22 protein-coding genes and 1 pseudogene are annotated in these 26,169 nt (G+C 43.0%); 17 read left to right on the top strand and 6 right to left on the bottom strand.

Annotated elements, in window-relative coordinates:
• Nucleotides 1-324: 324 nt before the first annotated feature.
• The gene (sixA, locus tag PSI23_RS03125; RefSeq protein WP_273553738.1) at nucleotides 325-807 is read left to right on the top strand and encodes a phosphohistidine phosphatase SixA; all 483 of its coding nucleotides are present in this window, start codon (nucleotides 325-327) and stop codon (nucleotides 805-807) included.
• A gap of 45 nt (nucleotides 808-852) precedes the next feature.
• Here the strand turns inward: sixA and smrB are convergent, their stop codons facing one another.
• The gene (gene smrB / locus PSI23_RS03120) at nucleotides 853-1,395 is read right to left on the bottom strand and encodes an endonuclease SmrB (RefSeq protein ID WP_273553705.1); all 543 of its coding nucleotides are present in this window, start codon (nucleotides 1,393-1,395) and stop codon (nucleotides 853-855) included.
• 216 nt (nucleotides 1,396-1,611) lie between these two features.
• Here smrB and hutI point away from each other — a divergent pair, with 216 nt between their 5' ends.
• The 12 genes from hutI (at nucleotide 1,612) to PSI23_RS03060 (ending at nucleotide 14,894) form a co-directional block, all read left to right on the top strand.
• Complete coding sequence (hutI, locus tag PSI23_RS03115) at nucleotides 1,612-2,949, top strand: imidazolonepropionase (RefSeq protein ID WP_273553704.1); 1,338 nt, start codon at nucleotides 1,612-1,614, stop codon at nucleotides 2,947-2,949.
• Between the two features lie 18 nt (nucleotides 2,950-2,967).
• The gene (gene hutG, locus PSI23_RS03110) at nucleotides 2,968-3,927 is read left to right on the top strand and encodes a formimidoylglutamase (protein WP_273553703.1); all 960 of its coding nucleotides are present in this window, start codon (nucleotides 2,968-2,970) and stop codon (nucleotides 3,925-3,927) included.
• 66 nt (nucleotides 3,928-3,993) lie between these two features.
• Nucleotides 3,994-4,725 (top strand): histidine utilization transcriptional repressor HutC, encoded by a 732-nt coding sequence (gene hutC, locus PSI23_RS03105; RefSeq protein ID WP_273553702.1) that lies wholly within the window; start codon nucleotides 3,994-3,996, stop codon nucleotides 4,723-4,725.
• A gap of 298 nt (nucleotides 4,726-5,023) precedes the next feature.
• The gene (gene hutU / locus PSI23_RS03100) at nucleotides 5,024-6,718 is read left to right on the top strand and encodes a urocanate hydratase (RefSeq protein WP_273553701.1); all 1,695 of its coding nucleotides are present in this window, start codon (nucleotides 5,024-5,026) and stop codon (nucleotides 6,716-6,718) included.
• Between the two features lie 14 nt (nucleotides 6,719-6,732).
• Complete coding sequence (gene hutH, locus PSI23_RS03095; protein WP_273553700.1) at nucleotides 6,733-8,265, top strand: histidine ammonia-lyase; 1,533 nt, start codon at nucleotides 6,733-6,735, stop codon at nucleotides 8,263-8,265.
• Nucleotides 8,266-8,357: 92 nt separating this feature from the next.
• Complete coding sequence (hutT, locus tag PSI23_RS03090) at nucleotides 8,358-9,716, top strand: L-histidine transporter HutT (RefSeq protein WP_273553699.1); 1,359 nt, start codon at nucleotides 8,358-8,360, stop codon at nucleotides 9,714-9,716.
• A gap of 208 nt (nucleotides 9,717-9,924) precedes the next feature.
• The gene (gene prmB, locus PSI23_RS03085) at nucleotides 9,925-10,857 is read left to right on the top strand and encodes a 50S ribosomal protein L3 N(5)-glutamine methyltransferase (RefSeq protein WP_273553698.1); all 933 of its coding nucleotides are present in this window, start codon (nucleotides 9,925-9,927) and stop codon (nucleotides 10,855-10,857) included.
• Nucleotides 10,858-11,071: 214 nt separating this feature from the next.
• A complete protein-coding gene (aroC, locus tag PSI23_RS03080) occupies nucleotides 11,072-12,157 on the top strand; it encodes a chorismate synthase (protein ID WP_273553697.1) in 1,086 nt (361 codons plus the stop codon).
• A 94-nt stretch (nucleotides 12,158-12,251) separates the two neighbouring features.
• Nucleotides 12,252-13,052: a sulfite exporter TauE/SafE family protein gene (locus PSI23_RS03075; RefSeq protein ID WP_273553696.1), complete on the top strand. Its 801-nt coding sequence runs from the start codon at nucleotides 12,252-12,254 to the stop codon at nucleotides 13,050-13,052.
• A 21-nt stretch (nucleotides 13,053-13,073) separates the two neighbouring features.
• Nucleotides 13,074-13,625 carry an elongation factor P hydroxylase gene (locus tag PSI23_RS03070; RefSeq protein WP_273553695.1) on the top strand — a complete coding sequence of 184 codons (552 nt, stop codon included), beginning with the start codon at nucleotides 13,074-13,076 and terminating at the stop codon, nucleotides 13,623-13,625.
• 22 nt (nucleotides 13,626-13,647) lie between these two features.
• Nucleotides 13,648-13,923 (top strand): YfcL family protein, encoded by a 276-nt coding sequence (locus PSI23_RS03065; protein WP_273553694.1) that lies wholly within the window; start codon nucleotides 13,648-13,650, stop codon nucleotides 13,921-13,923.
• A gap of 428 nt (nucleotides 13,924-14,351) precedes the next feature.
• Nucleotides 14,352-14,894, top strand: a complete 543-nt coding sequence (locus PSI23_RS03060) for a GNAT family N-acetyltransferase (protein WP_273553693.1) — start codon at nucleotides 14,352-14,354, stop codon at nucleotides 14,892-14,894.
• Between the two features lie 109 nt (nucleotides 14,895-15,003).
• Here the strand turns inward: PSI23_RS03060 and mnmC are convergent, their stop codons facing one another.
• Nucleotides 15,004-17,052: a bifunctional tRNA (5-methylaminomethyl-2-thiouridine)(34)-methyltransferase MnmC2/FAD-dependent 5-carboxymethylaminomethyl-2-thiouridine(34) oxidoreductase MnmC1 gene (mnmC, locus tag PSI23_RS03055; protein ID WP_273553692.1), complete on the bottom strand. Its 2,049-nt coding sequence runs from the start codon at nucleotides 17,050-17,052 to the stop codon at nucleotides 15,004-15,006.
• A 204-nt stretch (nucleotides 17,053-17,256) separates the two neighbouring features.
• Between mnmC and fabB the strand changes: the two genes are divergently transcribed.
• Nucleotides 17,257-18,471, top strand: a complete 1,215-nt coding sequence (fabB, locus tag PSI23_RS03050) for a beta-ketoacyl-ACP synthase I (protein WP_273553691.1) — start codon at nucleotides 17,257-17,259, stop codon at nucleotides 18,469-18,471.
• Nucleotides 18,472-18,578: 107 nt separating this feature from the next.
• Here fabB and PSI23_RS03045 read toward each other — a convergent pair whose 3' ends face one another.
• Genes PSI23_RS03045 through PSI23_RS03035 form a run of 3 tightly spaced genes read right to left on the bottom strand, consistent with a single transcriptional unit; the run spans nucleotide 18,579 to nucleotide 21,528 of the window.
• Nucleotides 18,579-20,099, bottom strand: coding sequence for a tripartite tricarboxylate transporter permease (locus PSI23_RS03045; protein WP_273553690.1), 1,521 nt, complete (start codon nucleotides 20,097-20,099; stop codon nucleotides 18,579-18,581).
• 10 nt (nucleotides 20,100-20,109) lie between these two features.
• The gene (locus tag PSI23_RS03040) at nucleotides 20,110-20,541 is read right to left on the bottom strand and encodes a tripartite tricarboxylate transporter TctB family protein (RefSeq protein ID WP_273553689.1); all 432 of its coding nucleotides are present in this window, start codon (nucleotides 20,539-20,541) and stop codon (nucleotides 20,110-20,112) included.
• Between the two features lie 12 nt (nucleotides 20,542-20,553).
• Entirely contained in the window at nucleotides 20,554-21,528 is a 975-nt protein-coding gene (locus PSI23_RS03035; RefSeq protein ID WP_273553688.1) for a Bug family tripartite tricarboxylate transporter substrate binding protein, read from the bottom strand.
• A gap of 296 nt (nucleotides 21,529-21,824) precedes the next feature.
• On the opposite strand from PSI23_RS03035, the pseudogene tctD reads away from it, so the two are divergent.
• Both tctD and PSI23_RS03025 read left to right on the top strand, forming a co-directional pair.
• Nucleotides 21,825-22,489, top strand: a pseudogene (gene tctD, locus PSI23_RS03030) (transcriptional regulator TctD).
• Between the two features lie 38 nt (nucleotides 22,490-22,527).
• Nucleotides 22,528-23,973, top strand: coding sequence for a sensor histidine kinase (locus PSI23_RS03025; protein ID WP_273553687.1), 1,446 nt, complete (start codon nucleotides 22,528-22,530; stop codon nucleotides 23,971-23,973).
• On the opposite strand, the gene PSI23_RS03020 is transcribed toward PSI23_RS03025, so the two are convergent.
• Nucleotides 23,923-24,825 (bottom strand): DMT family transporter, encoded by a 903-nt coding sequence (locus PSI23_RS03020; RefSeq protein ID WP_273553686.1) that lies wholly within the window; start codon nucleotides 24,823-24,825, stop codon nucleotides 23,923-23,925. The two genes, PSI23_RS03025 and PSI23_RS03020, sit on opposite strands and share 51 nt — an antisense overlap.
• A 177-nt stretch (nucleotides 24,826-25,002) precedes the next feature.
• Between PSI23_RS03020 and pdxB the strand changes: the two genes are divergently transcribed.
• Nucleotides 25,003-26,130 (top strand): 4-phosphoerythronate dehydrogenase PdxB, encoded by a 1,128-nt coding sequence (gene pdxB / locus PSI23_RS03015; RefSeq protein ID WP_273553685.1) that lies wholly within the window; start codon nucleotides 25,003-25,005, stop codon nucleotides 26,128-26,130.
• Nucleotides 26,131-26,169 lie beyond the last annotated feature (39 nt).

Raw genomic sequence — 26,169 nt, 5'->3', positions numbered from 1 at the left:
GAAACTTTTTTATACTCTTCGTATTCTAATTTGCTGTTTTGCTGGCTATGTTCTCTTATCTCAGTCACATGTTTTTTATTTCAATCATAGTTTTCTTATTTTAATCATGGTTTTCTTATTTTAATCATATAGTTAGCCATGTTCCCGAAATTGATTTTCCATGCTGGCGCGTTGCAACTTGAAATCTATAGGGTATATATCGAGTATTAGCTTGATAATAGCGCCTGAGCTTACTTATTAATGCAATATAACCAATGGATTGTCTCAAGAAAGGCTAGTGTGAGTGGTATTGGGATAGGTTTGCAATTAACTAAATGGTGGATTATGTACGTTTTTATTATGCGTCACGGTGATGCTGCTTTAGACGCAATCAGTGATGCAACACGGGAACTTACGCCTCAAGGGTGTCAAGAATCACAGAAAATGGCTTGTTGGCTTTCGCAGCAATCCCCTGAGTTTGACTGTGTTTTGGTCAGTCCTTATATCCGTGCAGCACAAACGCTGAAAGTAGTGAGAGAAAATTTGGCACTGCCTGACGATGAAGAAGTGCTGGCTGAGTTGACACCATCGGGTGATGTATCGTTGGTTGCCAGTTATTTACACGTTTTGTCAACACAAGGGTGTGAATCTGTATTGGTAGTTTCTCATTTGCCGTTGGTTGGATATTTGGTTTCTGAGCTTTGCCCAAGGCAAATTCCCCCGATGTTTGCTACATCCAGCATTGCTTGTGTTGAGTTGGATCACCAAACAGAAAAAGGGTGTCTGTTATGGCAAACATCTCCAGCACAGTTAGCGAAAAACCCCTAACTAGACATCTTAATTACTGGCCTTTAATTCAATATAAAGACCAGATTAGCGCTGCGTAAACTCCTCCATCTCTACCAAAATGAGTAACGCAGCGTTTCCTCCGCACTCTTTAGGCGCTTGATGGAAGGCAATAATATCAGGATGCTGAGCAAGCCATAACGGAGTTTGTTGCTTGAGAATATGTTTACCGTGACCATGCATAACACAGGCGCAATAAACGTTTTCACGACGACAGGCTGCAATTAATGCCCCAATTTCCTGTTTAGCTTGTAATTGGGTTAATCCATGTAAGTCCAGAAAAAGCTCCGGGGAATAATCTCCACGACGCAATTTCTTTAATTCATAATGACTGGCACCTTCCCGTATATAGCGGGTTGGGCCTTCCATATCCAAATTTGGCTGAAACTCATCAGAAAAATAGTAACTGGCATCGACCTGTTCTTGCATCAAGCGTTCAGAGGCAATATGGTTAATTTTGTTTCTTTTCGGGGGATGGGAAACCTTATCTTGCACAATACGACGGGTTCCCGTAACAGATGTTCTAAATAGACTGATGTCTTCTGAGTTTAATTGATGTTTTTTCTTCATTACACGTTAATTTGCTCACAGCTTTTGGTAAGTGTACATGATTTTTTGTGATTTTTCTTGGAAGCGATTGTTTTAAGTAACATATTATTTTAAGTAACAAGTTGTTTTAAGTAACAAGTTGTTCACAAAATGATTTGACAATTATGTTTGGTTATAAAATAAATGTATATACAACATGAGGTCTGATACAAACAAGAAAAATAACAGGATGGTATAATGTCGATTGAACTAAGAGACACTGATGTCATATGGCGCAATGCCAAACTTGCTACAATGAACCCTGCAATTAAAAACACTTATAGTGCAAATGTTGATGGTGACAGTATTGATGGTCTAAGCAATTATGGCATATTAGAACAGCATGATCTTATTGTGAGGGATGAAAAGATCTTGGCGATTTTGCCGACGGGTCGCGTACCAGCCAACCAGTGTAAGATCATTGATGTGGAGCAGCGGCTAATCACTCCTGGTTTGATCGATTGCCATACTCACTTAGTTTTTGGTGGCAATAGAGCTTCTGAGTGGGAACAGCGCCTGAACGGAGTTTCTTATGAAGAAATTAGCGCAAAAGGTGGAGGTATTAACTCCACGGTCAATGCCACTCGTAATAGTTCAGCTCAACAATTGGAAATCGTGTCCCAGAAGCGTCTTAATGCATTGATTGCCGAAGGTGTGACAACAATTGAGATGAAATCAGGTTATGGGCTGGATCTGATAAATGAAGAAAAACAGTTGAATGTCGTGCGGGCATTGGCACAGAAAAACCCCATCGAAATTAGCCCGACATTACTTTCTGCTCATACCGTCCCTCCTGAATATAAATATGATCCTGATGCCTATATCGATTTAGTCTGTGATTCCATTCTGCCCACTCTCTGGCAAAAACAGTTATTCGAAGCTGTAGATGTATTTTGCGAAACTGTTGGTTTCAACCTGAAGCAAACTAAGCGCCTTTTTGCAACAGCAAAACGGCTGAATATTCCCGTAAAAGGTCATGTTGAGCAACTGTCCAATTTGGGAGGAAGCGAACTGGTTGCTGAATATCAAGGTTTGTCAGTTGATCACATTGAGCATTTGGATGAAAAGGGAATTGAAGCTCTCAGCCGTAGTGGAACAGTAGCTGTGTTGCTGCCCGGGGCATTTTATTTCCTGAGGGAAACTAAACGTCCTCCTATTGCGTTATTGCGCCAATATGGTGTTCCGATGGCTATTTCGACAGATTTCAACCCCGGCACCAGCCCTTTTGCCTCTTTGCGGCTGATCATGAATATGGCTTGTGTACAATTTGGTTTAACGCCAGAAGAAGTGTGGCAGGGAGTAACCATTCATGCCGCCCGGGCATTGGGACGAGCGGATAGTCATGGTCAATTGGCAGCAGGTTTTATGGCTGATTTTATTGTTTGGGACGCTCAGAATCCAGTTGATATCTTATACGAACTGGGGCATAACCCATTGGTTTATCGTGTTTATCATGGTGAAATCATGCATCGTGATCACTTAAATCGTCTTAGCGAATTAAATTATCTTAACGAAAATTCTATTTGCGATAATTAATGGTGGTGAGGAAAAAATATGAATTTATGGCATCCAACATCAGAAAATATTTGGCAAGGGCGTAATGATCTTGCAGAAGCTGATAATGCTTTACGTGTATTCCAAACAATAAAACAGCCTGTCAGTTTTACTCCAGCAGAATTTCCTCACCACATTGCGCTATTGGGATTTGAATGTGATGAAGGCGTCAAACTCAATCAGGGGCGTCTGGGAGCGAAATCAGGGCCTGAATATTTGCGCCAATCGTTAGCAAACTTAGCGAGTTATGATGGCCATGATAGATTGGTGGATTTGGGAAATATTCGCGCCAATTCCGGTGAATTGAGTGAGGCTCAGAAGGCACTCAGTGATGCGGTATATGAATGCCAACAGCATAATATAAAGACGCTGATCTTTGGTGGTGGACATGAAACTGCATTTGCTCATGGAATGGGGATTTACCGTGCGTTTCCAGAGCAGCGTGTTGGCATCATCAATTTTGATGCACATTTGGATCTGCGAAATGCGCCGCAGCCCACATCAGGAACCCCATTTCGGCAACTTGCCCATTACTGTCAGCAGAATCATCGCCCATTTAACTACAATTGTGTTGGAGCCAGTTTGGCATCAAATACCCAAGCGTTGTTGGATGAAGCTAATCATCTTGATGTCACAATTATTTGGGATACTCATTGTGTTGAATCCATGTTGGATAAGGTACAGCAGCAACTGCAAGATATAATCAATCAGGTTGATATTATTTATATGACGATTGATTTGGACGTGTTGCCAATTTGGCAAATGCCAGCCGTTTCTGCCCCTGCGGCGCTGGGGGTTCCATTGGAGCGTTTATTGCCATTGGTTCAACTCATCTGTCAGAGCAAAAAATTGCAAGCCGTAGATTTAGTTGAGCTTAACCCTTTGTATGATATCCAGGGAATGGGGGGGAAAGCGGCAGCTCGCTTGGCATGGCAGTTGGTGCACTGGTGGAACGGATAGGTTGATGGGGAGAGTCAGTGGAGAGAATTAAGTGGAAGAGAACAAAAAGTGAGAAGGGGAGGGATAGTGACAGACGATTCACCTGATACATGTGCTAAACCAGTGCCTTTGTATGCGAAAGTTAAACAAGCGATTATTGAAAAAATCTATACGGGAGAATGGAAACCGCATGATCGGGTTCCTTCGGAAGCTGAACTGGTCAAGCGATTTAACTGTAGCCGCATGACGGCTAACAGGGCATTGAGGGAGCTAACGGCAGAAGGTTTTCTATTTCGTTTGCAAGGTGTGGGATCGTTTGTTTCTGAACCGAAAGGGCAATCTGCTTTATTTGAAGTCCACAGTATCGCAGATGAAATTGCTTCCCGCTCTAACCGACATAGTTGCAAGGTGCTGAAACTCTCTGAAGTGAACGCCAATATGACTCAGGCTGTGGAATTCAATATTGCAGTAAGCACACCTCTTTACCATTCCATCATTGTACATTATGAAAACGATGTACCGGTGCAAATTGAGGATCGCTATGTCAATGTTCAGGCAGCACCGGAGTATGTGAGGCAAGATTTTAGTCAGCAAACGGCCCATGATTACTTATCTCAGGTCGCACCACTGACAGAGGGAGAACATGTTGTTGAAGCCGTTGCGGGAGATGCTCGTTCTTGCCGATTATTGCAAATTGAAGTCAATACACCTTGTTTGTTAATTAGCCGGCGCACTTGGTCGAAGGAATTTATTGTTTCCAGTGCTAAATTATTATTTCCTGGGCATCGATATAAATTGAAAGGACATTTTAGTTCATAGTTTGTTTATCCAACCACAAAACACAAAAAACCTCTTTTTCCTTTTTGGGCAGAAGAGGTTTTCTCATCAATCATTGTGACAATAATGTAAAATCAATGTGATATTAAACACAAAACCAGCAAAAACATTTCCCTATTTATCACGGAATAAATCATTATCATCTTATTGATTTTTATCGTAAATAGTATTGTGCTCCGTATTATCAACTTTACCTTCGTCACATTTTTTCCTATTGAACATACATGTATATACAACTATACAATTAACAAAATTCATAAAGATGAAATAGGAAAAAACCGTGACGATGCAAAATAATAAATTCAGCAACGTAACCATTCGCTCTCCCAGAGGGACGCAACTCACAGCAAAAAGTTGGTTGACCGAAGCACCACTTCGTATGCTCATGAATAATCTTGATCCCGATGTGGCAGAAAATCCCTGCGAATTGGTCGTTTATGGCGGAATTGGTCGTGCCGCCAGAAACTGGGACTGCTATGAAAAAATCGTTGAAACCCTGAAAAACCTGGAAAATGACGAAACCTTGCTGGTGCAATCAGGTAAGCCCGTGGGAGTATTTAAAACCCATGAAAACGCTCCGCGTGTATTAATTGCAAACTCGAATCTGGTTCCACATTGGGCGACATGGGAACATTTTAATGAATTGGATGCCAAGGGACTGGCAATGTATGGTCAGATGACTGCCGGTAGTTGGATATACATTGGGAGTCAGGGCATTGTTCAGGGAACTTACGAAACTTTTGTGGAAGCAGGTCGTCAACACTACAACGGTAATTTGACCGGACGTTGGGTTTTGACTGCGGGTTTGGGAGGGATGGGTGGAGCCCAGCCACTGGCTGCAACATTGGCAGGCGTGTCTTCATTAACCATAGAGTGCCAGCAAAGCCGCATTGATTTTCGTTTGCGTACCAAATATGTGGATGAGCAGGCTGTTGATTTGGATGATGCTTTGGCGCGTATTGAACGTTATACCCAAGAAGGCAAAGCAGTATCTGTAGCATTGTGCGGTAATGCTGCTGAAATTTTGCCTGAATTGGTTCGTCGTGGTGTGCGTCCTGATATGGTAACAGACCAGACCAGCGCCCATGATCCATTACATGGCTATTTGCCTGCTGGTTGGACATGGGAAGAGTACTGCCGCCGTGCTGAAAGTGAACCAGAAGTCGTGATTCAAGCGGCAAAAGCTTCAATGGCTATGCATGTTGAAGCTATGCTGGCTTTCCAAAAGCAGGGAATACCTACATTCGATTATGGTAATAACATCCGCCAAATGGCGAAAGAATCGGGTGTTGAACACGCCTTTGATTTCCCTGGATTTGTTCCTGCCTACATTCGTCCTCTTTTCTGCCGTGGTATCGGACCTTTCCGTTGGTCGGCACTCTCCGGTGATCCTGAGGATATTTATAAAACTGATGCCAAAGTCAAAGAGCTATTGCCGCATGACACCCATTTACACCGTTGGTTGGATATGGCGAGAGAGCGTATCAGTTTCCAAGGGTTGCCTGCACGTATTTGCTGGGTAGGTTTGGGAGATCGTGCCAAATTGGGATTGGCATTCAATGAAATGGTTCGCAGCGGGGAACTTTCCGCACCTATCGTGATTGGTCGTGACCATTTGGATTCCGGCTCTGTTGCCAGCCCTAATCGTGAAACTGAATCCATGCAAGATGGTTCTGATGCTGTTTCTGATTGGCCGTTGTTGAATGCCTTGCTGAATACCGCCAGTGGAGCGACATGGGTTTCCCTGCATCATGGTGGTGGCGTTGGGATGGGATTCTCCCAACATTCCGGCATGGTCATTGTTTGTGATGGAACTGATGAAGCCGCTGAACGCATTGCCCGTGTATTACACAATGATCCGGCAACGGGAGTTATGCGCCATGCTGATGCGGGTTATGAAGTAGCTATCCAGTGTGCGAAAGAGCAGGGACTAAACCTGCCAATGTTAGACCTGCCTGTGACTGATACAAAATAAGGAGCGTTGTTGAAATGAGAAACATTACTATACACCCAGGAAAAATGACGCTTGAAGAATTACGCCATGTTTATCAGCACCCTGTTCATATTAGTTTGGACGAACAATGCTTTCCTGCCATTGAGAGCAGTGTCGCTTGTGTGAATCGCATCATCAGTGAAAACAGAACGGCTTATGGTATCAATACCGGTTTTGGCTTGCTGGCGAACACCCGTATTGCAGAACAGGATTTGGAAGAATTGCAGTGCTCTATCGTGTTGTCACATGCTGCGGGAGTCGGTGAGCCTCTGCCGGATGAAATTGTCCGATTGATTATAGTGCTGAAAATCAACAGTCTTGCCCGTGGCTATTCTGGCATTCGTCTGGAAGTGATTCAGGGATTGATTGCCTTGGTCAACGCTGAAATTTATCCTTGCATTCCAAGCAAGGGTTCAGTGGGAGCTTCCGGTGACTTAGCCCCATTGGCGCATATGAGTCTGTTATTGTTGGGAGAAGGAAAAGCCCGCTATCGTGGTGAATGGCTGCCGGCAAAAGTCGCGCTGGAAAAAGCAGGACTCAAGCCGATTTGCCTTGTTGCTAAAGAAGGATTGGCGCTGCTCAATGGTACACAAACTTCTACAGCCTTTGCTTTGAAAGGACTTTTTGCCGCAGAAGATTTACTTGCATCAGCTATTATTTGTGGTGCCTTGTCTGTTGAAGCTGCGCTTGGTTCCCGTAAACCATTTGATGCGCGAATCCATGACGCACGAGGTCAGAAAGGCCAAATTGATGTGGCAGCCCTTTACCGTTTGGTATTGGAAGACCAGAGTGGAATTTCTGACTCGCACAAAAACTGCCCGAAAGTCCAAGATCCTTATTCATTGCGCTGTCAGCCACAAGTGATGGGGGCTTGTTTAACCCAAATCCGCCATGCTGCTGACGTGATTATAGTTGAAGCCAATGCGGTTTCAGATAATCCGCTGGTATTTGCTGAAGAAGATGAAGTGATTTCTGGCGGTAACTTCCACGCTGAACCTGTTGCTATGGCATCGGATAATCTGGCTATCGCTTTGGCAGAAATTGGTTCATTGTCAGAACGTCGTATTGCCTTGCTGATGGACAGTAATATGTCTCAGTTGCCACCATTCTTGGTCGAAAACAGTGGTGTGAACTCCGGTTTCATGATTGCTCAAGTGACTGCGGCAGCTCTGGCAAGTGAAAACAAAGCGTTGGCGCATCCTTCCAGTGTCGACAGTCTGCCAACTTCTGCCAATCAGGAAGATCACGTTTCAATGGCACCGGCCGCAGGTCGTCGCCTGTGGGAAATGGCAGATAACGTGCGTGGAATTTTGGCAATTGAATGGTTGACGGCATGTCAGGGCATGGATTTTCGTCATGGCTTGCAGAGCAGCCTGATTTTGGAAAAAGCCCGCCATATCCTCCGCGATAAAGTCGCACATTATGATAAAGATCGCTTTTTCGCACCGGATATTAAGGAAGCAATCCAGTTGTTGGCTGAGCAGCAACTTTCTGCATTGTTGCCTGTTGGCAAGATCTTAGAAAACTAAGTACAAACACATCGTTTTAGGCCGGATAGCATCCGGCCTTATCGTAGTATTTATCTCTTCCAATCTAATAATAAAAGACACAAGGATAAATCATGCAAAACATCTCACAACTCAAGCGAGGGTTAAGCGTTCGCCACATTCGATTTATGGCTCTGGGATCGGCGATTGGCACAGGTCTTTTCTACGGTTCAGCGGAGGCCATTAAAGCTGCGGGGCCAGCGGTATTGTTGGCTTATGCAATAGGTGGCGCGGCAGTATTCATGGTCATGCGGGCATTGGGGGAAATGGCGGTACATCGTTCTGCACCGGGATCTTTCTCTTATTATGCCACCCACTATTTAGGGCCACTGGCGGGTTTTCTGACCGGATGGACTTATGTTTTTGAAATGTTAGTTGTTTGTCTGGCTGACGTTACCGCATTCGGCATCTACATGAAGCTCTGGTTTCCCCATGTTGAACAGTGGATTTGGGTACTTAGCATTGTCTTTTTCATTGGGGCAATAAACCTATGTAACGTTAAAGTCTTTGGTGAAATGGAATTTTGGCTTTCTATCATTAAGGTTGCTGCAATTATTGCCATGATTGTTGGCGGTTTTGCCATAATGATGTATGGATTTGGTCAGGAAGCGGGTCATGTCACTGGCTTATCTAACTTATGGGAACATGGTGGGTTCATGCCCAACGGTATAGCGGGAGTGATAGCCTCGTTTACGGTCGTTATGTTTGCCTTTGGTGGTATTGAAGTCATTGGTATCACAGCCAGTGAAGCTAAAAATCCGGAAAAATCCATCCCACGCGCAATCAATGCAGTTCCATTCCGTATCTTACTGTTTTATGTTCTTACACTGTTTGTTTTGATGTGTATTTACCCGTGGAATCAAGTGGGGCAAAGTGGCAGTCCATTCGTTCAGATATTCTCTAGTTTAGGAATTGATTCAGCAGCTAATATTTTGAATATTGTCGTGATCACCGCTGCAATTTCTGCGATCAACAGTGATATTTTTGGTGCAGGGCGGATGATGTATGGCATGGCGCAGGAAAAACAGGCTCCAGCTACTTTTACACAATTGACTAAAAGCGGAGTACCATGGGTCACTGTGCTGGTAATGTCAGGGATTTTGTTGATAGGTGTTGTTTTAAATTACTTTCTGCCAGAAAAAGTTTTCATCATCATTGCTTCTATCGCGACATTTGCAACCGTCTGGGTATGGCTGATGATTTTGCTGTCACAATATGTCATGCGTCGTAAAATGCCAGCAGAAGAAGCCAAACAGCTTAAATTCCCAGTTCCCTTTTGGCCTGTTGCGCCGACTCTGGCCATTGCTTTTATGGCATTTGTTATTGCTGTATTAGGCTATTTCCCCAATACCCGAATTGCATTGTACGTTGGGGTGGTATGGATAGCATTATTGACAATAAGCTATTACATATGGGTGAAAAAAGCTAAATAACCAGCAACTGATCTAAAAATGCCGCTCTGCTTGTGTAGGGTGGCATTATACGATTTTCTCTCCTAATACCATTTTTTTCCTCTAATACCCTCTTTTCTCCCAAAGACAATCGATTCTTGAGATAATTCGCATGTTCAGAAAGCTGATTTGTGTCAGGGAACATGGCAAACTAGTGCGTTAATACATTTTTATTATTTGGGGGTGGTTTTTGGATAAGATTTTTGTAGATGAGGTTGTTACAGAGTTACAGACCATTCAGGATATGCTCCGTTGGTCTGCCAGCCGTTTTAATGCTGCCAATATCTATTATGGGCATGGAACGGATAATCCGTGGGATGAGGCTTTGCAATTAGTTCTCCCCACTTTGCATTTGCCTCAGGATATTCCCGAAACAATGATGACATCGCGCTTAACATCAACAGAGCGCCATCTCATTGTTGAGCGTGTTTTGTGTCGTATTAATAAGCGTATTCCAGTCGCTTACCTGACAAATCGTGCTTGGTTCTGTGGTCACGAATTTTATGTTGATGAGCGGGTTTTGGTTCCTCGTTCACCGATTGGCGAATTGATTAACAATCAATTTGCAGGGTTGATTTCACATGAACCATCGACCATTTTGGATCTTTGTACTGGCAGCGGTTGTATTGCGATTGCTTGTGCTCATGCATTTCCTGAAGCTGAAGTGGATGCAGTGGACATTTCAGCTGATGCACTGGCGATCACTGAGCAGAATATCGAGAATCACGGTCTTTCCCATCGCGTCATTCCGATTCATTCAGATCTCTTCCGCGACATGCCACCAATAAAATATGATCTTATTGTCACTAATCCTCCGTATGTGGATGAAGAAGACATGGACGATCTACCAGACGAATTCCGCTGTGAACCTGAATTGGGGTTGGCTGCGGGAGTTGATGGATTGCAACTGGCTCGCCGTATTCTGGCAACAGCACCTGATTTCCTCACGGAAGATGGGGTGCTTATTTGTGAAGTCGGTAATAGCATGGTACATCTGATTGAACAATATCCAGAAGTGCCATTTACATGGTTAGAATTCGAACATGGTGGTGATGGTGTTTTCATGCTGACTCGCCAGCAACTGGTTGAGTATCACGAATATTTCCAACAGTTCAAAGATTAATAATTTTTCATAGTACTCAATGATTAAAACAGACACTGTATTAAATTATACCTAATCAAGTGAAAACCATAGCGTAGCCAATAATGTTGTGGTTTGAAATATCATGGGTTTAAAGGCAAATAAAATTGCTGAAATAAGATAGGTTTTAATCATTGGGTGAGTTATTGTTATTCGATCTCATTTTTAACGCATAAATAATGATGGCAGGGTAGGAATGGCAGGAAATAGTATTGGGCAGTTTTTTCGTGTCACCACATTTGGTGAATCTCACGGAATCGCACTGGGATGCATTGTTGATGGTGTTCCACCAGGCATTGTTATTACAGAAGCTGATTTGCAAATTGACTTGGACAGACGTCGCCCGGGCACTTCCCGTTATACGACACAGCGTCGTGAGCCAGATCAAGTTCGTATTCTTTCAGGTGTTTTTGACGGAGTGACAACAGGGACCAGTATTGGTCTGATGATTGAAAACACCGATCAGCGTTCACAAGATTACAGTGCGATTAAAGATGTTTTCCGCCCGGGCCATGCTGACTATACCTACGAACAAAAATATGGACTGCGTGATTATCGTGGCGGCGGACGTTCATCAGCCCGTGAAACTGCTATGCGCGTTGCAGCAGGAGCAATTGCTAAAAAATACTTATTCGAAAAACACGGGATTCTTATTCGTGCCTGCCTGACCCAGATGGGTGATATTCATTGTGAACTGAAAGATTGGGATCTTGTTGAACAGAACCCTTTTTTCTGCCCCGATGCCAGTAAGCTGACCCAGCTTGATGAATTGCTTCGGGCATTAAAAAAAGAAGGCAATTCCATTGGCGCGAGAGTCAGTGTAGTTGCTGAAAACGTACCCGCGGGATTGGGCGAACCAGTGTTTGACCGTTTGGATGCAGATATTGCTCATGCCTTGATGAGTATTAACGCGGTGAAAGGCGTTGAAATCGGTGACGGTTTCGGTGTTGTAAATTTACGTGGCAGCGAAAACCGCGATGAAATGACGACTGAGGGATTTACCAGTAATCATGCTGGCGGCATTTTAGGCGGAATTAGTAGTAGTCAGCCGATTGTTGCGCATATTGCCCTGAAACCGACATCCAGCATTATGGTGCCAGGTAAAACAGTCAACCGTCAGGGAGAAGAGGTGGATATGGTAACTCGTGGCCGACACGATCCTTGTGTTGGTATCCGAGCTGTGCCCATCGCAGAAGCAATGATGGCGATTGTACTTATGGACCACTTATTACGTCAGCGGGCACAATGTGCTGATGTGACGCCACCGCTTCCACGTTGGTAGTTTAAGGAAGAGGCTCCTGATACCTGATGTAAGCCTCGGCAGAGGCTGAAAGGCATCGTGATAATAGGCAAGCAGTTTTCTGGTGAAATGTATAATGGAATGGACATTGTTAGGGCCGGAAATTTACGGTTTCCTATTTTTGGTTGCGATAGTTGCGGGATTTATCGATTCTATTGCAGGAGGCGGTGGATTATTGACCATTCCAGCCCTGCTATCAGCAGGGGTTTCTCCTGTCCAGACACTGGCAACAAATAAATTACAGGCTGTGGGTGGTTCTTTATCTGCCAGCCTTTATTTTATCCGCCGCGGTATAGTGGATTTGCGTTCCCAGCGTTTTGCGATTGTCATGACGATAATTGGTGCCATGTTGGGGGCTTTGTTGGTTCAATTTGTGTCACCGGATTTTCTGCGTTATTTATTACCGATGCTGGTGATAATTATCGGCCTTTATTTTCTATTAGTGCCGAATATTGGAGCAGAAGATCGGCAACATCGTCTTGGTCCAATTGCATTTGGTTGTCTCGCCGGGTGTGGGGTTGGCTTTTACGATGGCGTGTTTGGGCCGGGAACGGGATCTTTTTTCGCACTCTCTTATGTCATGCTTTGTGGCTACAATTTGGCAAAAGCAACGGCCCATGCCAAGGTACTGAACTTTGCATCTAACATCGGTGCGTTGGGGTTCTTTATTCTTGGTGGACAGGTCTTATGGCTGGTGGGCTCTGTGATGCTGATAGGGCAAATGATTGGTGCGAGGTTAGGCGCTGGTTTGGTGCTGAGCAGAGGGCAGAAACTTATTCGTCCGATGTTGGTGACTATTTCTTTTTTGATGAGCATCAAGCTTCTTTATGACCATTATGGAGATACTATCCGTTCTTGGTTGGCATTTTATTTTTGATTTAGGATTCTGCATTAATACATGACTGCACATCATTATCAACAACTGATTGAAATTTTTGATAATTGCTTTAGTAATGACTATAACACCCGTTTGATAAAAGGTGATGATGAGCCGATTTATCTACCTGCAGATGAGGAAGTGAACTATAACCGAATAGTGTTTGCTCATGGCTTTTATGCCAGTGGATTGCATGAAATTTCTCATTGGTGCATTGCGGGAGAAGAGCGCCGCAAACTGATTGATTTCGGTTACTGGTATTGCCCTGATGGGCGTGATGCTCAAACTCAGGGTGAATTTGAAAAAGTGGAGATCAAACCGCAGTCGCTGGAATGGTTATTCTGTGTAGCGGCGGGGTTTTCATTTAACATCAGTTGTGACAACCTTGAAGGCGATTTTGAGCCGGATCGCCTTGCTTTTCAGCGGAAAGTGCATGGGCAAGTCATGCAATACCTTGAAAATGGGATTCCCACACGAGCTGCACGCTTTATTCAAGGTCTGCAATCGTTTTACAATACGCCTCCACTAAAAGCAGAGCATTTTCCTTATCCGGAAAATCTCTTGGCTAATTGAAATTGATTTTGAGGAAAAAATAATGCTCGCAGAGTTTGAAACACGCATTCTGGCGCAAATTGATAATATGGTTGAACATGCCAGTGATGACGAATTATTTGCTGGTGGATACCTCCGCGGGCATCTGACATTAGCTGTTGCTGAATTAGAGCAAGAAGGGGCAAACACTGCTGACCAGCTCCATCAGCGTGTTGAAGAAAGTGTTAACAAAGCAATTAAAGCGGGAGAACTGACTCCACCAGATCAGGTTTTGGTTTTGTCAACTTGGCAAAAACTACTGGATAGTGCAAAAAATTAATTCATTAATACGCAATTATTTCTATTTAGGGCTATTTATGTAGCCCTTTATTTTTGGTTGAATAGAGTAATCACTTATCTATGATTACAAAAAAATTCGTATTGACTCTCAATAATGAGAATAAATGGCGACATCTTCATCTTTATTTGTTTTTTTGTTATGAACATAAAGTAAAGTGATATGGATTTTTAAATTGATTTTACAGTTAGCAATTCAATTAATTTTTCTTGAGTACTTAAGATATTTTCCCAAACAAAATGGATGATAACAATAATGTTTGGTCTTTCTGGCATAATTATTGCTGCAATGAGGTTTATGTTATTTAATACTCACTAATGTAGAAAAATATAACCTCTGTAGGTGTGTTTTTAGGATATATTTTTTCTATTAATTAATTGAATAAAATTGCAGGGTGCCTAAGGTAATCTATGTTTTCTATTCGTTTAACAAAAAAATCAGATGTAATCCAATTACCCGAAATAGAACATTCTGCTGCGAAGTTATTTAGGTTTATACCTGAATTGGCTTGGATAGCTGATGGTCATGTACAAACGGAGGAGCAGCATTTGGAGTATATTGCGCAGGGCAATAGCTGGGTTGCACTTAATGAGATGTCTCAGCCTATTGGTTTTATTTTGGCTAAGCCGTTGGATGGTGGGCTACATATTATGGAGATTTCTGTGCATGAAGATTGGCAGAGAAATAGCATCGGAAAGGCATTGATTGATAAGGTAATTATAGTTGCAGAGCTGCGCCATTTTAACGCTGTTACATTGACAACTTTTCGTTATGTTAACTGGAATGCTCCCTTTTATCACAAATTGGGATTTGAGATCTTAGATTTTCAGCAGATGACAGAGTCATTACGCCAAATATTACAAAGTGAAATTGATTATGGATTTGCTGAAGAACAACGTTGTGCAATGAAACTTTTGCTTACTGTATCTACTATGCCTGTTATACCTGAATAAGATAATGAGCTTGAGCATGGTTCCAGTTTTTGAGAATGAAGATCTTGGAATTTACACCAGATATGACTTTTTCTATATCTGCATATCTGGTGTAAAAAGATCAACTTCTTTAAGGTTTTTCTGTTTTAACGGTTTTGCCGCGTAATAGTTTTCTAACCCAAAAGCGGTTTGGGTGTAACGCTGCTAATGTCTCATCATCAAGTGGCAGGGCTTCTCCAAAAATCTGGCTAGCCAGTAATTCTGCGCTTAAAGGAGCAGAACATAATCCACGCGAACCTAACGCACCAAGAACAAATAAATTTAGGTAACAAGGAGACTCTTCAATAGCCTTATTAGTATTTATTTGCCGAGATAAATTTGCATATTTATTCATCAGTTCACTTAAAACAGGAACGTTCCCAATCATTGGCATATGATCCCGAATGACACACCGTATACCCTGGCGGGATTTCCCTTCTGAAATATCAACTTCCTGCGGCCAGTCAACATCAGGAAAACATTTTAATAAACGTTCACGGTTTTCTTGTTGTTCGACAGAGGAGTATTGTGTATCCAATTGCTTGCGTTGATAACTGGCACCGATACAGTGATATTGATTATTAGAATTAACGGGTGTCATGTAACCATCGTAACACAGCACACTTTTTAATTGGCGCAGGTTATCTGTAGTTGGGATATGGCTAACTTGCCCACGAACAGCGGTTACAGGAAGTTTTTTAGTTTGTTCAAATTGTGGTAGACAGTGACCATTAGCAATAATGACAACATTGTGATTTTTGCATTGCAGGCTTTCTTTATGTTCAATTTGTAACTGCCAACCGCTTTCACTTTGAATGAGCTGCGTTACTTTATGATTAAAATAAATCTGCATTCCACGCTGTTCAGCAAGTTTAATCACCGCTTGGGTGAGTTGTGCTGGGTATAACCATCCTCCTTGTGAGTAGTGAATACCATCATAATTCACATCTAATCCACTTATGTGGCTTAATTGGTTACGGTTCATACCAAGCGCGATTTCTTCTGGCCATGCTGTTCGTAGCATTTTGCTAATTTTATTCGCACTTTTTTCATCATAAGCTAATTGGCTGACGCCACACCATTGATGATCAAACAATACATTTTCGTCAATTAATTGAGCATACTGACGGCGGGCAAAAGTAAATGCTGATGTAAAGAAGCGTTCTAATGGGTCGTCATTACCGTTCAATAAGGGATAAATAGCACCTTGTTGATTGCCTGATGCATTCTGAGCAGGTTGATCATCCTGACAATATAGTGTGACTTTGGCGCCACGGCGCAATAGAGCAAGTGCAGTCAGTGCACTGGCAATACCGCCACCGATGATTGCAATATCATCGGCATGGAGAGCAGCTTTGCGAGAAAACCATGGTAAGTTGGATAAGGGAGTTGAACCATTTAATGGAGATAAGGTACCAGTCAACATCTCCCTTTTACGCCCAAATCCTTTAAGTTTGGTGACATTAAAGCCTGCTTTTTGTAATCCTCGACGAACGATACCAGCAGATGTGAATGTTGCAAATGTACCTTCAGGGCGACAAAATTTTGCCATTGCAGCGAACAACTGTTCACTCCACATCTGTGGATTTTTGGAGGGTGCAAAACCATCTAAAAACCAAGCATCAATTTTCCCTGTCAGGTTTGAATTTATCTTTGGTAATAGATCATTTACATCCCCGAACCAAAGATCCAGAGTGACTGCGCCATTATCCAGAATCAATCTATGACAACCAGCTAATGGTAAGGGCCATTGTTGACATAATTGTACAGAAAACTCGTTAAGTTCAGGCCAGCGTTGGTGTGCTGTTTTCAGGTCATCTGGTTTTAATGGATATTTTTCAAAACTGATATAATGAAGTCGTTTTAATACAGCTTCAGGATATTGTTGCCTAAAATGAGCGAAAGTTCGCCAAAGTGTCAGAAAATTCAATCCAGTACCGAACCCTGTTTCTGCAATAACACACTCTGGACGGGAATGTGTATTAAAGCGTTGAGGAAAATGGTTGCCTTTCAAAAATACATATAAAGTTTCTTCTAAGCCATCTTGATTTGAAAAATAAACATCATCAAACTGCTCTGAAATGGGGGTGCCCTGCTCATTCCAGCTTAGGGTTGCGCTGTTGATAGTACGGTTTTTCACAATAATGCCTGTACTGTTGATAACAATAATATGGGGATTTTAATGGTCTTCATTTGTTTGCACCACCCATGGTAGAGCTTCAGAGTTGAATCTGGATCAATTTTTCCATGAGTTTTTAACCTGATCGGACTTGTTCGGCGTACAAGTGTACGCTAAAGTGCGAGTGAAGAAATCCCGCAGGTAAACATATTGATGAGGTAAGTAATGAAACGTGCAGTAATCACTGGTCTGGGTATTGTCTCCAGTATTGGTAATAACCAGAAAGAGGTGCTGGAATCTCTGAAAGAGGGCCGTTCCGGAATAACTTTCTCAGAAGAATTTAAAGAAATAGGAATGCGCAGCCATGTTTGGGGCAATGTAAAGCTGGATACTTCTGGTTTGATTGACCGCAAAACCCTACGTTTTATGAGTGACGCATCTGTTTATGCTTATCTGGCAATGGATGAGGCAATTAAAGATTCAGGCCTATCCGATGAACAAGTTTCTGACTTTCGTACTGGCTTAGTCGTTGGTTCAGGAGGCGGCTCTCCCTATAACCAAGTTGCTGGTTCAGATGGTATGCGTGCCCGTGGTTTGCGTGGGGTTGGGCCTTATATGGTCACGCGTGCAATGGCTTCTGGCGTATCAGCTTGTTTAGCTACACCATTTAAAATCAAGGGCGTCAACTACTCCATCAGTTCTGCCTGTTCAACTTCTGCACACTGTATCGGTCATGCCGTTGAATTAATTCAACTCGGTAAGCAAGATGTTATTTTTGCTGGAGGTGGTGAAGAATTAAGTTGGGAAATGGCTTGTGAATTTGATGCAATGGGAGCACTTTCTACTAAATATAATGAAACACCAGAACAAGCTTCCCGCACTTATGATCAGAGCCGCGACGGTTTCGTGATTGCTGGTGGTGGCGGTATTGTTGTTGTTGAAGAATTAGAGCACGCGTTGGCCCGTGGTGCGCATATTTACGCTGAGATTATCGGTTATGGAGCAAATTCAGATGGCGCGGATATGGTCGCTCCTTCTGGAGAAGGTGCTGTGCGTTGTATGAAGATGGCATTAGACGGTGTTGAAGGTGGAGTCGATTACATCAATACCCACGGAACTTCGACGCCAATTGGTGATTTGAAAGAGCTGGAAGCCATCAGAGAGGTTTTTGGCGACAATACACCTGCTATTTCCGCTACTAAAGCGATGACAGGGCATTCATTGGGTGCAGCTGGTGCTCATGAAACGATTTACAGCTTATTGATGTTGGAGCATGGAATTATTGCACCAAGCATCAATATTGAAAACCTAGATGAAAAAGCACAGGGCATGAATATTATTACTGAACCAACCGAACGCGAGCTAAAAACAGTAATGTCCAATAGCTTCGGGTTCGGTGGTACAAATGCATCCCTGGTGATGCGCAAGTATTCAAACTAATTTTTACGTACTGAAAAAATACTGAAAAAAGTACTGAAAAATTTATCAACCGTAATGAATGATAGATAGCCAATCCATTGATTGGGTGGATTGGTTACTTTATTTAATTAGGGCACGATGACTTTACTACGTTGTTGATTGCGGCGTTTATTAATGATGCGTAAAACGGGCGGGACAACAATCACCATTATTGCCAGAACCAGCAAAACTTGAGCAATCGTACTACTCCACAAGATCTCAAAATTTCCATTGCTGATTGATAATGCCCGTCGTAGGTTTTGTTCCAGCATCTCTCCTAAGACGAAACCCAAAATCAGTGGTGACATTGGGAAATTCATTTTTCGGAGTATGTAACCGAAAACACCTAACCCGACCATTAACATAAGATCAAACGTGGTACTGTGGACGGCATATACTCCGACTGCAGAAATAATGGCTATTGAAGGAACCAGAAACCACGTTGGAATACTCAACATACGGGTAAATAGCCCAATCATCGGGATATTCATAATCAGTAATAACACATTGGCAATCAACAAAGCTGCAACAAGCCCCCAAACGATATCAGGTTGTTCTGTGAACATGGTAGGGCCGGGAGTAATATTATAAAGTGTCAAAGCCCCTATCATCACAGCTGTTGTACCTGAGCCGGGTACACCGAGAGTCAGCATGGGAATGAATGAACCACAAGCTGATGCGTTATTAGCGGCTTCTGGTGCAGCTACACCACGGATATCGCCTTTGCCAAATGAATCACTGTTACCACTGAGTCGTTTTTCTGTCATGTATGTGATTGCACTGGCGATTGTAGCTCCTGCGCCGGGTAGTATTCCCACGAAAAACCCAATGACTGAAGAACGTAAAGTTGGCCCCACGCAAGTTGCCGCTTCTTTTCTATTGAATAGTAAGCGCCCTGTTTTCTTTATTATTTTTTGACCTGCTGAAGTACTTTCCAGCATCAATAATATTTCACTGACTGAAAACAGCCCGATAACAACAACGATAAATTGAATACCATCGGAGAGGTGTACGTTATTGAAGGTGAAACGATAAACACCGGTATTGGAGTCTACACCGACAGTTGCCAAGCCCAGACCAATTAAGGCTGCGAATAGTGATTTTATGGGATTTTGACTCATCATGCTGCCGAGGCAAGCAATAGCAAAAACCATCAATGCAAAATACTCAGCGGGTCCAAATGCCAAAGACCATTCTGCAAGAAGGGGAGCAAACAAAATAATTCCAGTGATGGCTAAAAGTGAACCACAAAATGAACTAACGGCCGAAATAGAGAGAGCTACGCCTGCCCGCCCCTGTTTTGCCATTGGATAACCATCAAGGGTTGTCATGATCGCTGCCGCATCTCCCGGTACATTCAGTAAGATCGAAGATATACGGCCGCCATATTCGCAACCAATGTAAACGGTTGCCAGTAGAATTAAGGCAGATTCGGCAGGCAATTTCAGTGCAAAAGCCAGTGGTAGCAAGATTGCTACCCCATTTATGGGGCCAAGGCCGGGCAATAATCCAACAACAGTACCAATAAAACAACCAATTAGTGCAATGAGCAAGTTTTTGGGTACTAATGCGACTTCAAAACCTTGGCTCAGATATACCCAAGTATCCATCGTTATCTCCTTAACTGAGCCAACTGCCAATTGGCAAAGTGACATCTAACAGACGATCAAAAGCAAAAAAGAGTGAACTACCGAGAAATACACCAGAAATAATCGCTGCAAGGAGTGTGGCGTTAAAAAGTAATGCCACACAGATAGTCAATAATGTGGTTGCTAATGGAAAACCCAGCCACTCAAATGACCATGCATAAATGGCTAGAGAAGCAATCAACAAAAGTAAGCGACGTAATACTTGTGGTGTCGGCCAGTGGACGGCATCAGGTTTTTTCAATAGCAACAGTGAAGCACACAGCACCATTAATGAAATAATAGTGATTGGAAATGGGCGGGGACCCAGAGGCTCATAGCTGTATTCGCTATGGATTCCCCATCCAATGACCAGCCCTATCCCACATAGCACTAGCCATACAGTAGCAAAGATACGATCGCTCATGATGCCTCCCTGTTATTTTGCTAAACCAAAGGATTTGGCTATCTCATGGTATTGAATAGCTTGTTTTTTTACATAGTCATCTAACTCTTTGCCAGTCATGTTGAATTCAAATAATCCGCGTAGTTCACGTTGTTTTTTGAATTCATCAGATTGTTGGAGTTTTTTAAAAGTATCCACCCACCATTGATATTGTTCATCAGAAACTTTTGGCCCCATATAAAAACCACGAATGACTGGCCAGACGAGGTTATAGCCCTGTTCTTTTGCTGTTGGAATATTTGCCAGATCACCGCCTAGGCGGTGATCTGCATAAACAGCGAGTATGCGGATTTTATCGCCATTGATATAAGGCAAAGTTTCACTCAAATCACCGGATACGACTTGAATATGATTACCCAACAGAGCAGTGATAGGTTCGCCGCCACCTTCGAACGCGACATAGCGCATTTTGCGGGGATCAATACCAACCTCTTTTGCCAGTAATGCTGTTTTCATCCAGTCTTGACTGCCGATGGAAGCACCTGCACCAAACACAATGCTATCGGGCGCTTTTTTAAAAGCATCCATCAAATCTGTCAGGGTTTTGTAAGGGGAGTCATGGCGCACAGCAATCATGCCGTAGTCCGTACCGACACTAGCCAGCCAGCGCACATCATTTACGTTGTAGCGACCAAATTTTCCTTGCGCAAGATTCAATAAAGAACCTCCGGAAAAGGCGACGATAGTACCGGGTTCAGCAGGTCGTTGGGCAATGATGGCATTGTAAGCAACTGCACCGACACCTCCGGGCATAAATGTCACCCGCATGGGAGAGTCTATGGTTTTGGTTTCCAATAGTGAAATCTGGACGAGTTTACAGGTTAAATCGAAACCACCACCGGGTTTGGCAGGAGCAATACATTCAGTTCTATTAGGGGCTGAAGTTGCAAAAGCGCAGGTACAAATAAGCAGGCTTGCAGCGGTTAATAATGTTTTGAAAGTTTTCATGTTGATTCCTCACATAGCGCCAGTAAAGGATATGAATGACAAATTTCTGGCGCATGTCTATTTATAGAAGTGAAACCTTTCAATTACCTTTCATTAACAATAAAAATTATCTGGATGTGACTTTAATCGCTTAATTTGCGCTGAGCTTCACATGATTGTGTTAATAAATTATTTTCAATTTTGTTTTTTGTTAACCCGTAAACAATTGCTGAATCTTAACATTGCAATTGTGCAATATCTCCGCTTTATTCCTCTGGTTTATTTCAACAATATTATTTCAACAATAGGTATTATTCATGCGTCTCTTATTGGTTGAAGATCATCCAGAATTATCACATTGGTTACAGAAGGCATTGAATAATTCTGGGTTTGTGGTTGATCTGGCTGAAGATGGTATTGTGGCAGATCAGCTTTTGCAGACTGAAAATTATGCTTTATTGATTCTGGATGTTGCTTTACCCAGATTGGATGGGTTGTCTCTGTTAGCCCGCTTGCGTAAACGTGATCAAAACTTACCCGTATTGTTATTGACCGCCAAAACAGACGTTGCGGATCGTGTGAGGGGGTTGAATTCTGGTGCTGATGATTACCTGACCAAGCCTTTTGATTTTCAGGAGCTGGAAGCCCGTATTCGCGCATTATTGCGTCGTGGTACAGCTATACCACAAGAAACACAGAAATTCGGTTCATTGGCTTATGAAGGCGAAGGTTATTTCATATTGAATAATGTACCGTTGGTTCTGACGCCCAGAGAATTATCTGTTTTAACAGCATTATTTCATCGTCGGGGGCGTCAGGTCTCTAAGCAACAACTGTTTGAGCAGGTATTTTCTCTATCGGATGAAGCGAATCCACAAAGCATAGAGCTGTATGTTCATCGATTGCGGAAAAATTACTTAATAGTGATGTCGGGATCAAAACATTGCGTGGGTTGGGGTATCGACTGGAGCGGTTGACGTAATTAACTGTTTGAAAGTAAGAATTATTTGAAAATACTAAATGTTTGAAAATACGAAATACCTGAAAATACCGAGATCATTATTCCACCAATTGTTGCTGTTTTTTGGTGTACCACTACTGTTACTGGGCTGTGCTTCTGTTTATAGCCAGTATATCAGTGTGAGCAATGCGGCAATGTTGGCTTATGATAGAACGCTGCTTGCATCAGCAAGAACAGTCGCTGAACGTCTGACTGTCCAGAATCAGAACTTGATCGTCGATGTACCTTATGTTGTTTTGGACAACTTCGAGCGAAATACGAATGAGCGCTTGTACTACCAAGTTATCTCACCGGAAGGAAAGACGATTTCTGGTTATGATGATCTTCCTCGAATACCGCAGAATATCCAGCGTTCACCTTTGTATACGGCATTGGCTTATTTTTATGATGCAGAGTATCAGGGACATCCGATACGTGTAGTTGGGCTGTATCAGCCTATCAATGAGGATGGCATCATGGGGATGACATTGATATTGGTGGCTGAAACGGTAATTTCCCGCCAATATATGGCTCGCCAATTACTGCTCTCTTCGTTGGTTAATCAGGGAGCTGTCGTATTACTGACATTGCTCCTTGCTTATATCCTGCTCAAGCTATTGCTTAAACCGTTGCGAAAACTTTCAGGCATTATGGCCCGCCGTTCTGCTAATGATCTAACACCATTGCCAAATATTTTACCGTGGTCTGAACTTTCCCCATTGCTTCAATCAATTAACCGATATATCGAAAGGTTGAAATTAATGGTTGGACGCCAAGATCGGTTCAGCGCGGACGCTTCTCATCAATTGAGAACCCCTTTAGCTGTATTGAAAACGCAGGTTGCTGTAGCACGTGGTGATTATAATCAAGAGCAGAGGGATAACATACTGATGGCGATTGATAAGAGCTTGGATAACATGATCTTATTGACTGATCGCTTATTACAACTTTCACAGCTTAAAGTGCATGAAAAAGAAGCAATACAAAACTATCAGCCAGTCAATATCGTGGAGCTATTGCAACAAGCCTGCTTTTCCCGTTTACAGCAAGCAGAAAGTAAACATATTGACTTAGGCTATGAAGGTGAAGATGCCTTGTGGATCAAAGGTGATCCTCTGTTGTTGACTGAAATGTGTGCCAATTTACTGGACAATGCCATCAAATATACCCCTCAAATGGGAATGGTGACGGGAAGGGTTAACATCATGTCGGATAAAAATTACAGTTGCCTTGAGATCGATGATTCAGGGCCGGGTATCGCTCAAGAAGATATCCATCAATCGTTCATGGCGTTTAACCGTTTGGATAATGCGGCAGGGCTGGAGGGGGCAGGATTAGGGCTGACCATTGTTAAAGAAATCAGCCTCTATCACGATGCCATCCTCCAGCTTTTACCCAGTGAAGTATTAGGTGGGTTACTGGTGAGAATTGTATTCAGACTTCCCGCGAGTAAGCGGGATGCGTAACTGTTGTGCGAGTATCACACCAGCCAGAACAATGCTGCCTCCGATCAAGTGATAACTGTGCATTTCTTCATGGAGAACCAAGATAGCAATGATGGCAGTAAATACGGGAGCCAGATTCATAAAAATAGAAGTCATGTTTGCGCCAATGCGAACGACACCCTGTATCCATAAATAGGGGGCAATAATTGAAGCGGGAATGCCGGCAAATAGAACGAGGGAAATATTATCAGTCGTTAACTGAATATTGTCGGTCATTATGAAATTGGGCAGAAGCAATAAAACGCCAAACCCAATTTGTACATAAAGTGATTGCCAGTTAGGTAATGGAATTGCCCAGCGTTTTGTTAAAACCCCATACAAGGCGTAAGAAGCTGCTGCGATAAACATCATCACTTCTCCGATGCCCATGCCATGTTGCAATAAGGAAGAGGGATCGCCTTTGCTGACCAGCCACATAAGGCCGAATACAGACAGAGCCGTACCAAGAGTGATCCCAACAGTAGAGGCAACCCGCAAGGCAAAGATGCTGATAATAACGGTTAATAATGGTATTAATGAAGTGAAAATTCCTATGATTGTTGCACTGACAGTATGGGCTGCGTAATACGCCAGGCTTTGATTAAGCACCATGCCCAGAGATCCCAGAACCAATAATTTCCACCAATATTGAGCAACAATTTTCCGCTGCTTCAGAACCGATAATAAGATAAAAGGCGTCAAAACCAGAAAGGCAATGAACCATCGATAGAATGCAATTGCCGCAGGTTCAATAAGGGTAGCTGCCGCTTTACTGACAACTGCATTGATTGACCAGATCAGTACAGCGACGAGGGGGAACAATAAATTCTTCATTGAGCTAGATTATTTATGTAAGTGTATCGTTCATTTATTTTAGCAGTGGCCAATTTATTATATACATTGATAATTAGCCAACAAAGAGGCAATTTGAAAGATGAAGGTATATAGGTTTTATGCGGATAAAGTGGCAGAATAGCAAATTACGCCCATTTAAGCCGTTGGATGAGAAAAGTGAAAATTCTGGTTGATGAAAATATGCCTTATGCTGAACAACTCTTTCAGCAATTGGGCGAAGTACAGGCAATTCCCGGTCGTCCGGTACCCGAGGGAGTTTTGGAAGATGCTGATGCCTTTATGGTTCGATCTGTCACTAAAGTCAATGAATCCTTGTTGCAAGGCAGTTCGGTGAAATTTGTGGGAACTGCCACTGCGGGAATGGATCATGTTGATCAGCAGTGGTTGTCTCAGGCAGAGATTGGCTTTTCCGCCGCTCCCGGGTGTAACGCAATTGCCGTGGTTGAATATGTCTTTTCGGCGCTGATGCTATTGGCTGAGCAAGATCAGTTTCAACTCAAAGATAAAACCGTCGGTATTGTCGGTGTCGGCAATGTCGGCGGGCGCTTGGCTGTCCGACTGGCCGCTTTGGGCGTGAAGACTTTACTGTGCGATCCTCCCCGCGCAGATTGTGGTGATGAAGGGGAGTTTTGGCCTTTAGAAAAATTGGTGAAAGAAGCGGATATTCTGACTTTTCATACACCTCTTAATCAATCTGGTCCATATCAGACCTATCATTTGGCTGATGCAGAATTACTTTCTGCATTACCGGACAACCGAATTTTAATTAATGCCAGCCGCGGTGAAGTGGTTGATAATCAAGCATTACTTTCCGTATTGCAAAATGGGAAAAAATTACGTGTAGTGCTTGATGTTTGGGAACCAGAGCCTAACCTTTCTTTACCCCTGTTGGCTTTAGTTGATATTGGTACTCCTCATATTGCTGGTTATACCCTGGAAGGTAAAGCTCGTGGTACAACTCAGGTTTTTGAGGCTTATTGTGAGTTCTTGGGACAACCTCGCAAGACGGAGTTAACTGATCTATTGTCAACACCTGATTTTAGTCAGGTTACGGTGCAGGGAGAAGTGACACAAAGCGTCCTCAAGCGTTTGATGCATTTAGTGTATGATGTGCGCCGTGATGATGCACCTTTACGTCAGGTTGCGGATCAGAAGGGCGCTTTTGATCAGTTACGCAAGCACTATCCAGAACGTCGGGAATGGTCTTCCTTGATTGTGCATTGTGATTCAGAAGAAAGCGCTCAATTACTGTCCAGAATTGGATTTAATGCAAAAGTAATTTAATACAGGCAGAGCTCTGCCTGTCAGCAAAATAAGAGATGT

It is taken from the genome of Xenorhabdus yunnanensis (genome assembly GCF_028598805.1).
Classification (GTDB): domain Bacteria; phylum Pseudomonadota; class Gammaproteobacteria; order Enterobacterales; family Enterobacteriaceae; genus Xenorhabdus; species Xenorhabdus yunnanensis.
Note: the sequence above shows the minus strand (reverse complement) of the source record. Positions and strands in the feature narration are given on the sequence as shown.